Source organism: Pseudomonas prosekii (assembly GCF_900105155.1).
Classification (GTDB): domain Bacteria; phylum Pseudomonadota; class Gammaproteobacteria; order Pseudomonadales; family Pseudomonadaceae; genus Aquipseudomonas; species Aquipseudomonas prosekii.
Map to the genome: position 1 here is coordinate 2,205,660 of NZ_LT629762.1, position 13,740 is coordinate 2,219,399.

General features: G+C 59.8%; 10 protein-coding genes. 1 reads left to right on the forward strand and 9 read right to left on the reverse strand.

Annotation, left to right across the window (positions count from 1 at the left end; genetic code table 11):
* Positions 1 to 53 precede the first annotated feature (53 nt).
* Together hldE and msbA are read right to left on the reverse strand one after the other, a co-directional pair.
* A complete protein-coding gene (hldE, locus tag BLU01_RS10105; RefSeq protein ID WP_092274247.1) occupies positions 54 to 1,475 on the reverse strand; it encodes a bifunctional D-glycero-beta-D-manno-heptose-7-phosphate kinase/D-glycero-beta-D-manno-heptose 1-phosphate adenylyltransferase HldE in 1,422 nt (473 codons plus the stop codon).
* 174 nt (positions 1,476 to 1,649) lie between these two features.
* Entirely contained in the window at positions 1,650 to 3,452 is a 1,803-nt protein-coding gene (gene msbA / locus BLU01_RS10110; protein WP_092274250.1) for a lipid A export permease/ATP-binding protein MsbA, read from the reverse strand.
* 155 nt (positions 3,453 to 3,607) lie between these two features.
* On the opposite strand from msbA, the gene BLU01_RS10115 reads away from it, so the two are divergent.
* Positions 3,608 to 5,470, forward strand: a complete 1,863-nt coding sequence (locus tag BLU01_RS10115; RefSeq protein WP_092274253.1) for a bifunctional O-antigen ligase/aminoglycoside phosphotransferase family protein — start codon at positions 3,608 to 3,610, stop codon at positions 5,468 to 5,470.
* A 72-nt stretch (positions 5,471 to 5,542) separates the two neighbouring features.
* On the opposite strand, the gene BLU01_RS10120 is transcribed toward BLU01_RS10115, so the two are convergent.
* From BLU01_RS10120 to BLU01_RS10150, 7 genes are read right to left on the reverse strand one after another with little or no spacing between them, the layout of a single operon-like run.
* On the reverse strand, positions 5,543 to 6,427 hold the full coding sequence (locus tag BLU01_RS10120; RefSeq protein ID WP_092274256.1) for a glycosyltransferase: 885 nt from the start codon (positions 6,425 to 6,427) through the stop codon (positions 5,543 to 5,545).
* Entirely contained in the window at positions 6,424 to 7,578 is a 1,155-nt protein-coding gene (locus BLU01_RS10125) for a glycosyltransferase family 4 protein (RefSeq protein WP_092274259.1), read from the reverse strand. The genes BLU01_RS10120 and BLU01_RS10125 overlap by 4 nt, the downstream gene beginning before the upstream one ends.
* Entirely contained in the window at positions 7,575 to 8,459 is an 885-nt protein-coding gene (locus BLU01_RS10130) for a DUF6625 family protein (RefSeq protein WP_092274262.1), read from the reverse strand. The genes BLU01_RS10125 and BLU01_RS10130 overlap by 4 nt, the downstream gene beginning before the upstream one ends.
* Positions 8,460 to 8,512: 53 nt before the next feature.
* Positions 8,513 to 9,943 (reverse strand): PIG-L deacetylase family protein, encoded by a 1,431-nt coding sequence (locus BLU01_RS10135; RefSeq protein WP_092274266.1) that lies wholly within the window; start codon positions 9,941 to 9,943, stop codon positions 8,513 to 8,515.
* A gap of 8 nt (positions 9,944 to 9,951) precedes the next feature.
* Entirely contained in the window at positions 9,952 to 10,848 is an 897-nt protein-coding gene (locus BLU01_RS10140; RefSeq protein WP_092274269.1) for an antimicrobial resistance protein Mig-14, read from the reverse strand.
* The gene (locus BLU01_RS10145; RefSeq protein WP_092274272.1) at positions 10,848 to 11,978 is read right to left on the reverse strand and encodes a glycosyltransferase; all 1,131 of its coding nucleotides are present in this window, start codon (positions 11,976 to 11,978) and stop codon (positions 10,848 to 10,850) included. The genes BLU01_RS10140 and BLU01_RS10145 overlap by 1 nt, the downstream gene beginning before the upstream one ends.
* Positions 11,962 to 13,719 (reverse strand): carbamoyltransferase family protein, encoded by a 1,758-nt coding sequence (locus BLU01_RS10150; RefSeq protein ID WP_092274275.1) that lies wholly within the window; start codon positions 13,717 to 13,719, stop codon positions 11,962 to 11,964. Before BLU01_RS10150 ends, BLU01_RS10145 begins: the two co-directional genes overlap by 17 nt.
* Positions 13,720 to 13,740: the final 21 nt, after the last annotated feature.

Consider the following 13,740-nt stretch of genomic DNA (forward strand, 5'->3'; position numbering starts at 1 on the left):
CTCACAAAAAAACCCGTTCATACACTGTATGAAACGGGTGTCGTTAATCTTGATTAATGGCTGCGAATTTTCTCGACAATCGCAGTCGTCGAGCTGTTTTCAACCAGCCCCAACACTTTAACGGTACCGCCGTAAGCGCTGACGATGTCAGCACCGACAACCTGGTCGATCCCGTAGTCGCCGCCCTTCACCAACACGTCCGGCTTGACCTCGCGCAGGAGGTTTTCCGGTGTGCCTTCAGCAAAACTGATCACCCAGTCCACCGCGCCCAACCCGGCCAATACGGCCATGCGCCGGTCGACACTGTTGATCGGCCGACCCGGCCCTTTCAGGCGGCTCACCGAGGCGTCGTCATTGACCGCGACAATCAAGCGATCGCCCTGAGCGCGCGCCTGTTCGAGGTAGGTCACGTGCCCGGCATGCAGGATATCGAAGCAGCCGTTGGTGAAGACAATCCGCTCTTTGTGCGCACGCGCATCGTCGACCGCCAGCAACAGTTGCTCCAGACCCAGCACACCACGCTCGGAACCTTCTTCACGCTGAATCGCGCGGCGCAGTTCCGGAGCACTGATGCACGCCGTACCGAGCTTGCCGACGACGATACCCGCTGCCAGGTTGGCCAGCGCCACCGCGTGGGGCAGTTCTTCGCCAGCGGCAATCGCCGCAGCCAACGTCGAAATTACCGTGTCGCCGGCACCGGTGACATCAAACACTTCACGCGCACGCGCCGGCAAGTGCAGCGCCGGATGATCCGGGCGCAACAGGGTCATGCCATGTTCGCCACGGGTCACGAGCAAGGCGCCGAGGTCAAGATCGTGCATCAGCGTCGCGCCCTTGCTCACCAGCTCGTGCTCATCGGCGCAACCGCCGACGATGGCTTCGAACTCGCTGAGGTTCGGGGTGATCAGGCTCGCACCACGGTAAATCGAGAAATCCTTGCCCTTTGGGTCGGCCAGCACCGGAATGCCACGGGCACGGGCGGCCTGGATCAGCACCTGATGGTTTTTCAACGCACCTTTGCCGTAATCCGAGAGCACCAGCACTTTGATGCCTTCCAGCAATTCGTCGACCTGCTCGCCCAGCGCCAGAGCGTCAGTGGCGAACGGTTCTTCAAAGTCGATCCGCAGCAGTTGCTGGTGACGACTCATGACCCGCAACTTGACGATGGTCGGCTGGTGCGCAATGCGCTGAAACAACGCGCGCACGCCAGCGCCTTCGAGGCTATTGGCCAGGCTGTCGGCGGCTTCATCGTCGCCGGTGACGCCAACCAGCGAGGCCGGCGCACCCAGTGCAGCGATGTTGAGTGCAACGTTGGCGGCACCGCCGGGGCGGTCCTCGATTTGTTCGACCTTCACCACCGGTACCGGCGCCTCAGGGGAAATCCGTGAGGTACCACCATGCCAGTAACGGTCGAGCATGACATCGCCGACCACCAATACAGGGGCTTGATCGAATCGCGGCATGGACAACTTCATGGAGCAACCCACATACAAAATGAACAAGGGCGGGATATTAGCACAGGGTTGGGGCATGGCTGGCGCGAGGCACAATTGAGGGACACCAAAGCAAAAAATCGCAGCCTGTAATGGTTCGAAAACCTCAGGCTGCGATTTTATTCGACCGCGACGGCTAAATAGCCGTCAACGGGCTCAGGCCATGTCTTGCGCCGGGGCATCCAGGCCCATGGCGTTCAAGCGTGCGTAATAGCCGTTCTGCGCCAGCAGTTCGGCATGCGTGCCGCGCTCGACGATCTTGCCCTGGTCCATGACCAGAATCAGATCGGCCTTCTCGATGGTCGACAAACGGTGGGCGATTACCAACGTGGTCCGGCCCTTCATGACGTGATCCAGCGCCGCCTGAATGTGCCGCTCCGATTCGGTATCCAGCGCCGAAGTCGCCTCGTCAAGAATCAGCAATGGCGCGTTTTTCAGCAGGGCCCGGGCAATCGCCAGACGCTGGCGCTGACCGCCGGAAAGCAGCACACCGTTTTCGCCGACCTGCGTGTCCAGGCCTTCGGGCAACTGGGCGATGAAGTCCATGGCGTAAGCGTCTTTCGCCGCTTTCTCAATGTCTTCACGCGGCGCGCCAGCCAAGTCGCCATAAGCAATGTTGTTGGCCACGGTGTCGCTGAACAGCGTGACGTGCTGAGTGACCTGGGCGATGTGCTTGCGCAGGTTCAACAGTTTGTACTGCTCCACTTCGACGCCATCGATGAGGATCTCGCCTTTGTCGTGGTGATAGAAGCGTGGAATCAGGTTGGCCAGCGTCGACTTGCCGCTGCCCGAACGCCCGACCAGCGCGACCATCTGCCCCGGTTCGACCGAGAAACTGATGTCGTTGAGCACCTGACGATCGGTGTCCGGGTAGGTGAAGCTGAGGTTGCGCACGTCCAGGCGACCGCTGACCGCATCGCGCTCGATGGTGCCGGTATCGACCTCTGGCGCGACGTCCAGTTGTTCGAAAATGCTTTCCGCGCCGGCCACGCCTTTCTGGATGGTCGAGCTGACTTCGGACAACTGGCGGATCGGCTTGGGCAGCAGGCCGGCCAAGGTGATGTAGGCAATCATGTCACCCGCCGAAGCGTCGCCGCGCAGGTACAACACGAGGAACATCAGCACCGCCATGGCGCTGTAGATCACCAGTTGCAGCAGCGGCGTGTAGATCGCGCCGGTGCGGGTCATGCGCAGTTGCTTGTCAGTGTTGCCCTGGCTGGCCTTGAGGAAACGCTTCTGCTCGTAGACTTCACCACCGAAGCTGCGCACCACGCGATAGCCCTGAATGGTTTCCGAAGACACGTGCGTCACGTCACCCATGGCGACCTGGATTTTCTTGCTCTGCTTGCGGAATTTCTTGCTCGCGGTGCTCACCATCACGGCGATCAGCGGCAGGATCGCGATCATGACCAGCGTCAGCTTCCAGTTCATGAACAGCAACGAGGCGAACAGGAAAATCACCGTCATGCCTTCGCGAATTACGACCTTGATCGCATCTGTCGCCGCCCCGGTGACCATGGTCACGTTGAAGGTGATACGCGAAATCAGATGACCCGAGTTATGCTTGTCGAAATATCGATTGGGCAATACCAGCAGGTTGTTGAACAACTGCACGCGCAGGTCGTGGACCAACCCGAGAGAAACCTTGGCCAGGAAGTAGTTGCCCAGAAAGGAACCCAGACCTTGCCACGCCGCAATCACAATGATCAGCAGCGGCACCGCTTGCAGCAGTTGCAGGTCACGCAGGTAAGGAACGCTCGGAAACAGCACCGCTTGCGGATTGGACAGGCCATCGACGAAGTACTTCAGAATGTAGCCGAGCATCGGCTGCGTCGAAGCAAAAATCAGAAAGCCGACAATGCTGATCAGGAACAGACTGATGTACGGCCGGACATAGCCGAGCAGGCGGAAGTAGATTTTCAAGCTCGATGGGCTTGCGGAGAGACTGGAGTCGGTCATATCACGCGATTGTCGATAAAAAGGACGCTGACTTTAGCACAGCTTCTTCGGGGTTCTGGCAAACGCATAAAGGCTGTTATTGTTAGACGGTTCAAACAGTATCAGATAGCCATCACCAGAACGGCCGATCAACTTCCAGGATTGAATTTCCCAGCATGCAATTCAGCGGTTTAAACAGCTCTTCCAATCGAATATTCGATTTCATTTGCCTGTGGATGCTTCCAGCAGGTTATTTCTTGCTTCTGTGCTCGCTGTTCTTCCTGCCGGATCGCAGTCTGCTGCACAAGTTTTACTACGGCTTGTTCAGCATTCCCTCGCTGATAGCACTGTGCCTGCGCCCGCGTGAGCTCAAGCAGTTGCTGCGCGAGCCGATCTTTATCGCGATGCTGGTGTTCGCCGGGTGGGCCATGTTCAGCCTGCTCTGGGGCCCGGGCGATGAACGATTTGCCGGTAAATTCAAGGCGCCGCTGCACACGCTGATGCTCTTCGCCGGGTGTTATCTGCTGGTCCGCTATCGCACCGAAATCGTACAACCGTTGCTGTTCGGCGCCGCCATCGTCGGGCTGACCGCATCGATTTATAACCTCTACATGTTTGCCCAGATCTACACGCCAGGTGCGCGGCTGATCGGTGGCGGCGCGTTCGACAATCCATTGCTGAGCTCGCATCTGTTCGGGTTTTTCTGTGCGTACTGGCTCAGTTTGAGCATGACCTGCAAGCGCCCGCAGATACTTTTGCTGAGTATTCCGGCAGTGTTGATCATGCTGACGGCGGTGATCGCGACCGGTTCGCGGACACCACTGGTGGCGCTGACACTGGCCGCGCTGTGGCTGAGCTTCACTTGCTGGAATCGCCGCTCCGTGGTGCTGCTCGGCGTCCTGCTTGCCAGTGGTGCGGCAGTGTTGATGTTTTTCTCCGACATGATTTTCGAGCGCGGGTATTCGTACCGTCTGCAGATCTGGCAGATCGTCCTGCAGAAAATTGCTGAACACCCATGGATCGGCCATGGCTACGACGCCAGCCTGAGCGTCGATCCGGGCGTGGGCTACTTGCTTTCAGAGCCGCACAGCTTTGCCTTGGGTGTGCTTTATTACGTCGGAATTCTCGGTCTTCTCCCGTGGCTGTTCTTCCAGGCCTGCGCCCTGCTGTGCAGCTGGCGCCATCGCGTACAACCGCTGTTCATCATTGCCTCGACGTGGATGATTTTCGGCATCGGCGCGGGCCTGACTGAGGGCGGTGGGATTATCTCGCGGCCCAAGGAGCACTGGTTCCTGTTGTGGATTCCGCTGGCGCTGATCGCCGCGCTGAGCATCAACCAGCGCGCGGGCCGCTTGCTCGCGATGTCGATCAAGAAATTCTCGCAGCCGGCCTTCCAGTCGTTATCCGCCAACGCGCGGGTGATTGAAGAAGACGGCCTCGGCCCCAAAGTCCTGCGCCTGGAGGATGGCAGTTTCCTCAAGCTGTTCCGCGCTCGCCGCTGGTACACCTCGGGCAGCTTCAATTCCTACTCCGAACGCTTCGCCGTCAACAGTGAGCGCTTGCGTGAACTGGGTTTCCCGACGCCACAGATCCTCGACCTGTATCGCCTCGATGACGGCAGCAGCGCCGTACATTACACGCCGCTGCCGGGCAATACGCTGCGTCAGGTGCTGCAAGCAATCACCGCGCCGGACGTGCGCCAGGCATTGGTGGAACGCTTCGGCAAATTCATGGCGCAGTTGCACGAGCGCGGTGTGTATTTCCGCTCGCTGCATCTGGGCAATGTATTGGTGCTGGAGGACGGTGAATTCGGCCTGATCGATGTCGCCGACCTGCGTCTCTACCCGTCGGCGCTGAGCCTGTCATTGCGCCAGCGCAACCTGCGCCATATGCAGCGCTACACCGCCGACCGACGCTGGTTGTTCGAGGATCATTTCCAGGCGTTGCTGCAAGGTTATGGCGTGACCGCCTCGCAAGCAGCCGTGAACAGACTGCACAAACAAGTGCTGGCGGACAGCGCCACGGCCCAGGTCAGCTGATCGGTGGAGCGCGCCAACGCGCTCCACTTCCTACCGCTTCATTCGACACCGCTGCCCTGATCGCAGCGGTGCTCAGTCTTTTTCCAGCGGCGAAAAATACAGACGTCCCAAGCCGCGCCAGGTTTTCTTGTTCCACGACTTGAACGGGATCTGCGCCAGCAGTTCGCGCGCCAGTTTGCGGTCGCGACTGGCGGCTTTGAGGAACATCGAACTGAGGAACTTGCAGCGTACGTGCTCATACAACGGGTGATCGCTGAACAGCGCGTACGTGCGCAGAATGTTATCGATCATGAAGCGGTGATTCTTGTAGGAGTTGGTGGCGTGCTTGCGATAGCGCGCCATCAACACGTTCAGGCCATCGATGAAATAACCGGCGTGAGTCACCTTCAGCTCGATCAGCAAATCTTCCAGGCGAATATTCGGATCGAAGCCGCCGACCTTGTCCAGCGCCTCACGGCGAATCATCAGGGTCGGGGCCGGCGGATACGGTTTGCGTTCAAGGAACATGTCCTCGAAGTCCAGGCGCCGGAATGGCACGTCGCGGCGCTGACGCTTCTCCGGGTAGAGATTGCCGTCGGCGTCGATCAGCTCGATGTTGCCGGCGCAAATCCCCACTTCCGGCTTGCCGTCCATGTACGCGACCTGCGTGGCAATACGCTCCGGCATCATGATGTCATCGGAGCCGAACGGCACGATCAGGCTGCCCGTTGAGCGCGCAATCGCGCCGTTGAGCGTGTTGGTCAGGCCCTGATTTTCCTGCACCCGAAAATCGAAACCGTGCTGCGCCTGCAACGCTTTGATGCGCTCGACGCTGCCATCCCTGGAGCCGTCATCGACCACCAGCAACTCGATGTTCGAGTAGGTCTGGTTGACCACGCTGAGGATGCTTTCCTCGATATAGCGTTCGTGGTTATACGACGCGATGATGACCGTGACGATAGGTTGCGCGTCGCTCATTTGTGTTCCTTGCGGGCCTGTTCCAGGCCGGATTCAATCAGGTTCAGGTATTCCTGGCGGAACACCTCGATGTCGTGTTCGGTTTGCAGATAACGGAACGCCTGCTCGCCTTTGGCCTTGAGCTCGTCGTCGGGCAGCGCGAGGTAGGTATCCAGCGCGGCAATCAGGCTCGGCACGTCTTTGGGCGTAATCGCCAGGCCACCGGCGCCTTCGATCAGCGGCAGCATGGCCGGCACGTTCGAAGCAATCACCGGCAAGTGCCCGCTCATGCCTTCAAGCAGCGCCAGGCCCAGGCCTTCGGCCAGCGACGGCATGGTCCAGACATCGAAGGCGCGAATGTACTGCAAGGCGATTTCCTTGAAACCGAGCAAATGCGCGCGGCCGCTGAGGCCCAGGCGCTCGATCTCGGCGGCGAGTTTCGCTTCTTCGCGGCCGGCGCCGATGATCGCCAATTGGGTATTCGGGTATTTGTCCTTGAGCGCGGCAAACGCCTGCAACAAGTAAGTGTGGCCCTTGATCGGCACCAGCCGCCCCAGCGCGCCAATCAGGCGCACCGACGGATCAATACCCAACAATTCACGGGCGCGCTCGCGGCTGTGCTGCAAGCCTTCAGCCTGTTCGATGTCGATGGCATTAGTGATCGCGTAGGTGTTCTGGTCGGTAAAACCGCACTTGCAGTCCAGCAGGTATTGTTTGACCGCCGGCGAGACCCCGACAAAACGCCAGTGCCGATCAATCAGGCGCTGGGTCTGGCGGCGCCGGTAAAAGCGGTCGTACTCGCCAAAACCATGAGAGATGCCGATGCACAGCGGCACCTTCAGCCAGCGGTTGAGCGTCAGCATCATGTTCACTGGTTTGAAGCGATTGCAGATCACCACGTCAAACTGCTCGGCGCGGCAGAACTTGTACAGCTGCCACATCGCGCGCAGACGCATGCCCTTCAGGGACTTGTCGGAAAACTCGAAATACACCGAACGGTCGGCACGGCTCACCGCCTCGCCAGGCCCAGGTTTGCCGCGCAGGAACGCCGCGGTCACCTCATAACGATCGCTCGGCAAGGCCTTGACGATCTGCTCTGCCAAGTCGGCAAAGTCATGGGATTTGACGTTGTAGTCAGGCTGCAATTGCAGAACCTTGGACCGTTGACTCATAACTCTCCCCGGTGGAAACCGTTCGCATCGATGACCCAGGCTGGTTCGGCGGCGATGCGCCTGACTTCGGCCGGATCGGGTGACGGCAGCCGTGGCCACTCGTTGCGTTTCCAGCAAACAAAGTGGAAGTACGGAAACCGGCGATCGCCATCGCGATCATTGTTCAGACAACCATCGCGCCAATACCAGCGACGCGGAAAATCCTGTGTGCCGTCATGCCATTTGATGCAGCCACCCGGCGTACTGAACGCCTCGATGAACTCACTGCGACGACGCCACGGGTTGAATTTGCCGACCAGCTTGAACAGCGGCTCGGGAAAATTCTTGCGCCAGAGAAAGATGCGACTGAAAGCGCCCTCGTCCAACGCGTGATGCTCTTGATCGGTGAAACGCTGCTGCCAATCCTTGATCTGCATGAACAACTCACGCTTGCGCGCGGTGTTGCGTATCAGACAGAAATGCCCTGCAACCCGCCGTTCGTGGGTGGAAAACAGGTCATACCCGGCCAGACGCTGCGGGGTGAAATAACGGCGCAGGTCACCATACACCAGATCAATATCGCCAAACGCCCAGAAATCATAGCCTTGCAGCCGATCAACATGGATATGCCCAAGCGCCGGTTTGATGTCGCACAACTTGTACGCGGCATCCGGGGCAAAATCGATATTCAGGCGCCGTGACACCAATGCGCAGTAATCGCTGAAAGTCACGGCCTCAATGCTGACATTGGGCGGCAGATTTTCCGGAACACCGCAGTCACTGAACAACAACCAATCGATATCCGGATTACGCCTGCAGCTCTCCAGAAAGAACGGCATCCAGAATGGCCATTGGCCGAAATACGGAATCAGAAAAAGAATACGCGGGCATGGGTCAATCACAGAACAATCACTGCAGCGGCTGAATTTGCCGCCATGCTAAGCCGCGAATTGCTTCATTTCTGCTGTGCAGATGTTTCGTTTTGCTTCAGAGCCCAAAACAATTCATGGCGTCTGACCGCTTTGCGGAAGAATTCGTTCTCGCCGTACACCGACGACGCACGACCGGCTAGCAAACGCTGAATGATTCGGCGCAGCCGTCGCTTGAACGGCGGCGGTGGTTGCAAGTCGTGCATCATGCCGAGCGCCATGGCTTTGTCGCGCTGCTGCTCGATGGACAGCGGCAGGCAGCACGGTTGCATCGCCAGCGTCGCATCGAACGCCGGAGGCAACGCGATGCCACTACCTGCATCGCCCATCGGCCAGCGATCGTTGTCATGCAAATGGTTGGCGTAACCGAGCAGGGTTGGCTGCCAGTCCAGGCCTTGCAACGCTTCCAGCACCGCTTCCTGCGCGCAGATGTGGTCCGGGTGCGGATCGAGCGTCGGGTGCGGCAATACGATTACATCGGGACGTGCGCGCAGCAGCACTTCGCGCAGATCGGCCAGCAGATTGTTCCAGGTCGGCGCACCGTCGGCGTCGCCGGGCAAGGGAAACGGGTTCATCTGGCGAAACAGCCGCGTGTCGCCCAGCTCCGCTTCGCGCGAGCCCATCGGTTGCGACGGCGCCGCTTTCATCGCCGCCAGTTGCAGGCAGAAATAACCCAATTGCACACAATGCTCTTGCGGCACGCCGGCCCAACGCGGCACGGCAATGCTGTCCCAGGCGCGCAAACGGCCCTTGAGCCGCGCCGCTTCGACCTTGTTCAGGCCCATCTGCTGATAGTGTTCGGCTTCGATTTCGCCGGCGGTCAGGGTGACGATCCAGGCTTCACTGGCCTGACTGTACAAACCGTAGGCCGCCAGTTCCGCATCGTCGGCGTGAGGCGCGATGACCATGACGCGCTCGCGGCGGTAATCCGCTTGCTCGAAGGCCCACAGCACCGGTTCGCCGAACACCTTGCAGAAGCGCCCGCGCAACCGTAATTGGCCTTGGGACAAGACGTGCGACTGGCCGCTGAGGTTCAGATAACGCAAGCCGTTGACGCCGCGTTCGAAGGTCTGTCGATCCGGATTACTGCCGCCGACCAGCTCAACCACCGGGTCGAAGAACCGCCCCAGCCAGGTGCTTTTTATCCGCAACGCCAACACCAGCGTCGCGTCATCGACCAGCATCACGCCTTCGTCGAGGCGCAAATGTTCGCCGCTCAGATGCACCTTGGGCCGCTGGGTGTACGGCGGAAAGCTGTACTGATAATCATCGGTCGGCGCATAGAACAGATGGTCGGCGAACCACGCTTCGTGCGCGATCCAGCCGAGGATCGCCAACACCAATGGCAGCCACCAGGCCACCAGCAGGCCAATCACAACCAGCAACACCAGCGCGATCAGCAGGCCGACGCGCTTGTTGCGACGATGACGCTTGAGCAGTTGCTGTTTGCGGCTCATGGGCGGGCTCATACGGTGAAGACCGGCACAGGATTGCACCAGCGGTCCTTGTATTCACGGTCGGCGCGGCCGAAGGAAAACCGCAGCGGTTTATCCAGCGCTCGCGCATGTTCCCAGGCGCTTTGCGTATTGATGAAACTCAACACGCTGCCGGGGCTGAATTCGCGGGTTTCAGGGTCGACGCCGCCATTGATGTATTCGACGCTGATCCACTCTGGCGCCTCGACGCGGTAGACCAGTTGAATGGCAATCGGCGCATCGTTGAGGAAAATCACCGAGCCGATCAGCAGTTCGCGCAGCAGTTCGATGACCTCGCCCATGCGCGCCGCGCCGGTCGCCGGGAAACCCCAGCGACGCTGAAACAGATCGCAATAGATCGCTGCCAATTCGGCGCTGGAAAACTCGCTGACCGGCCGCACCACACCGCCCGCCTCTTCCAGCAAACGCAGTTCGCGGCGCTGGTTGTAGCGAAACTTTTTCGACAGTTCTTCGGGGGTGCGGGCCATGGCCAGTTGTTCGGTCTGCAACTTGATGCCAGTGAAGCGGCCTTCATTCAGCGCCGACAGATAACGCCCGCGATGGCGCAAAGGTGCATGGGCATCGGCGGCGGCCGGCAGGATCAACTCGGCGTTGCCGAGGTCGAACAGGCCTTTTTTGCCGCGGCGTTTGAGCACGTCCTTGGACAGTGCGAGGTCGCGACCCCAGGTCGGGATCGCGGCTTTGACTTCACCGTTTTGCTCCCAGGCCAGGTAGCGCACCGGGATGTCCGCGAGGGCGGCCAAGCGCTCGACGACGAGCGGATGGGTGGCGACGCTGCCGCCAAATCGCTGCCAGGCAGCCGCATAAGTCGGGGCGTCGACCGACGCCCAGCCACGCTCGCGCCAGCCTTGAAATCGGTTGAGCATCAGCCCCTCTTTGCCAATTCGGTAACGTGTGGCAAATGCCAGAAAGCGTCGCCGACTGCGCGGTCGCTGAAGCGCTCACGCAAGCGCTCGAGCATCAGCTCGGCGCATTGGCGACGTTGTTGCTCATCCATCGCAGCCAGGTGCTGCAGCCCTTGGGCCAGATGTTCGGCGTCGCCCGGCGGGAACAGAATGCCCACGCCTTCGACGACTTCTTTCGCCCCGCCGCACGCGGTAGCGAGTAACGGCACGCCAGCGGCCATGGCTTCGAGCAGTACCATGCCGAACGGCTCGTTGTCGGAACTGAGGGCGAACACATCAAATGCGCGGAAATACAGCCGGGCTTCGGGCACCTGGCCGAGGAACATGACGCGATCGCCTATGCCCAGCTCGCGCGCGAGTTCCTTGAGATCGTGTTCCAGCCGACCGATACCGAGAATCGCCAACTGGCTGTTCGCCGGCAAACCGGGCAATGCCTCGGCAAAACCGCGCAGCAGCGTCGCCTGATCCTTGTCCGGGTGCAGCCTGCCGACATTGCCGACCACCCAGGCATCGGTCGAAAGACCCAGATCCTGGCGGGCGACATGCGCGGACAGGTGACTGTCCTGCAAGGCTTGCACATCGATGCGGTTGTAGAGCGTCTGAATTCGCGCAGCCGGCCATTTCGGCAGGCAACTGCGGATGTCGTCGCGTACCGCGTTGGAAACGCCGAGCAGGCTCAAGCGCTTGTGGAAAAAATTCGCGAAGAGTTTGCGTGTGCGGCGTTCGTAGTCGTCGAACGCGTGGTGCACGCCGATCACCGGCAACGCCGTGCCGAGCAAGGCAATGTAGATCGGTTTGAAGCGGTGTGCGATGCAGAAACTGAAGTTGCGCGAAGCGGCGATCTTGCGCAGATCGCGGATCGCACCCAGCTTCAGGCCACGAATGGCCTTGGAGCGGTATTCCATGAACAGCACTTCGTCAGAAGCGCAGCTCGCGGCGACTTCACTGTCGGCGACCCCGGTCAGAAAAACCGTGGTCACCCGATAGCCAGTCCCCGCGAACAGAGTGGCGTACTGCCGGGCACAGTCCAGAAACGGCCCGTCATAGCCGTGACAGAACTGCAGCACATGGCGTTCAGCCGAGCGTGTCATAAGCCTCCGCACCTTCTTTGACCACCAGAATGTCTTCCATGATCAAGTATTGCAGGTCAGAGCCAAAGAACATGTTCAATGCATCAGTCGGCGAACAAATCATCGGTTCGCCACGACGGTTGAGCGAAGTGTTCAGCGATACGCCGTTGCCGGTGAGCACTTCCAGCGCTTTCATCATGTCGTAGTAACGCGGGTTGTATTCGCGCTTGAGCACCTGAGCGCGGGACGTGCCGTCTTCGTGGACCACTTCCGGTACGCGGGTTTTCCATTCTTCCGCCACTTCAAACGTGAAGGTCATGAACGGCGCCGGGTGATCGATCTTGATCATCTGCGGTGCAACGGTGTCGAGCATCGACGGGCAGAAAGGCCTCCAGCGCTCGCGGAACTTGATCTGGTGGTTGATCCGGTCAGCGACGCCGGTGGCACTCGGGCAACCGATGATCGAGCGACCGCCAAGTGCGCGCGGACCAAACTCCATGCGGCCCTGGAACCAGGCGACCGGGTTGCCATCGACCATGATCTTGGCGATGTTTTCCGGCATGTTCTCAAGCTTGCGCCAGGTCGGTTTGCTCGCGTGACGGGCGCACGCGGCGATCACGTCTTCGTTGCTGTACGACGGGCCGAGGTAGACGTGTTCCATCTTCTCGACCGGTACACCACGGGCGTGCGACACATATGCCGCGGCGCCGACCGCGGTGCCGGCATCGCCGGACGCCGGTTGCACGAACAATTCGGTGACGTCGTCACGGGCGATGATTTTCTGGTTCAGTTTGACGTTCAACGCACAGCCGCCGGCGAACGCCAGTTTGCCGGTTTCCTTGAGCACGTCGCCCAGGTAGTGGTCGATCATCTGCAGCGAGATCTTTTCGAACAGCGCTTGCATGCTTGCCGCGTAGTGAATGTATGGCTCGTCGGCGATGTCACCTTCGCGCTTCGGCCCCAGCCACTCGATCAGCTTCGGCGAGAAGTAGAAACCTTTGCCCTTCTCTTTATAACGACGCAGGCCGATGACGTTGGCGTAGTCGGTATTGATCACCAACTCGCCGTTTTCAAACGAGGCCAGGCGCGAGAAATCGTACTTGCTCGGGTCGCCATACGGCGCCATGCCCATGACCTTGAATTCGCCATCGAGCATTTCGAAACCGAGGAACTCGGTGATCGCGCCGTAGAGGCCGCCGAGCGAATCGGGATCGAAGAATTCCTTGATCTTGTGGATCTTGCCGTTTTCGCCGTAACCGAAGAAGGTCGTGGCGTACTCACCCTTGCCGTCGATGCCGAGGATCGCGGTTTTCTCTTTGAAACCGGAGCAGTGGTAAGCGCTGGAGGCGTGAGCCAAGTGGTGCTCGACCGGTTCGATCTTGATTTTCTTCGGGTCAAAACCCAGTTGTTCAAGGCAGAACACGATCTTGTTGCGATAGCGCTTGTAGCGACGGTTGCCCATCAGGATCGCGTCGAGTGCGCGGTCCGGGGCGTACCAGTAACGCTTGGCGTAGTGCCAGCGCGCTTTGCCGAACAGGCTGATCGGGGCAAACGGGATCGCGACCACGTCAACATCGGACGGCTTGATGCCCGCCTGCTCAAGGCAGAACTTTGCCGATTCGTAAGGCATGCGGTTCTTTGCATGTTTATCGCGTACGAAGCGCTCTTCTTCCGCCGCCGCGACCAGCTTGCCGTCGATGTACAACGCTGCGGAAGGATCATGGCTAAGGGCGCCGGACAGGCCAAGAATCGTCAATGCCACAGGGGTCTAGCCTCTTTAGTC

What these genes read in the sequence shown, in the direction of transcription:
- BLU01_RS10125 (WP_092274259.1), bottom strand. Translation starts at nt 7,578, where the DNA reads ATGAGTCAACGGTCCAAGGTTCTGCAATTGCAGCCTGACTACAACGTC.
- msbA (WP_092274250.1), bottom strand. Translation starts at nt 3,452, where the DNA reads ATGACCGACTCCAGTCTCTCCGCAAGCCCATCGAGCTTGAAAATCTAC.
- BLU01_RS10145 (WP_092274272.1), bottom strand. Translation starts at nt 11,978, where the DNA reads ATGACACGCTCGGCTGAACGCCATGTGCTGCAGTTCTGTCACGGCTAT.
- BLU01_RS10135 (WP_092274266.1), bottom strand. Translation starts at nt 9,943, where the DNA reads ATGAGCCGCAAACAGCAACTGCTCAAGCGTCATCGTCGCAACAAGCGC.
- BLU01_RS10140 (WP_092274269.1), bottom strand. Translation starts at nt 10,848, where the DNA reads ATGCTCAACCGATTTCAAGGCTGGCGCGAGCGTGGCTGGGCGTCGGTC.
- BLU01_RS10120 (WP_092274256.1), bottom strand. Translation starts at nt 6,427, where the DNA reads ATGAGCGACGCGCAACCTATCGTCACGGTCATCATCGCGTCGTATAAC.
- BLU01_RS10115 (WP_092274253.1), top strand. Translation starts at nt 3,608, where the DNA reads ATGCAATTCAGCGGTTTAAACAGCTCTTCCAATCGAATATTCGATTTC.
- hldE (WP_092274247.1), bottom strand. Translation starts at nt 1,475, where the DNA reads ATGAAGTTGTCCATGCCGCGATTCGATCAAGCCCCTGTATTGGTGGTC.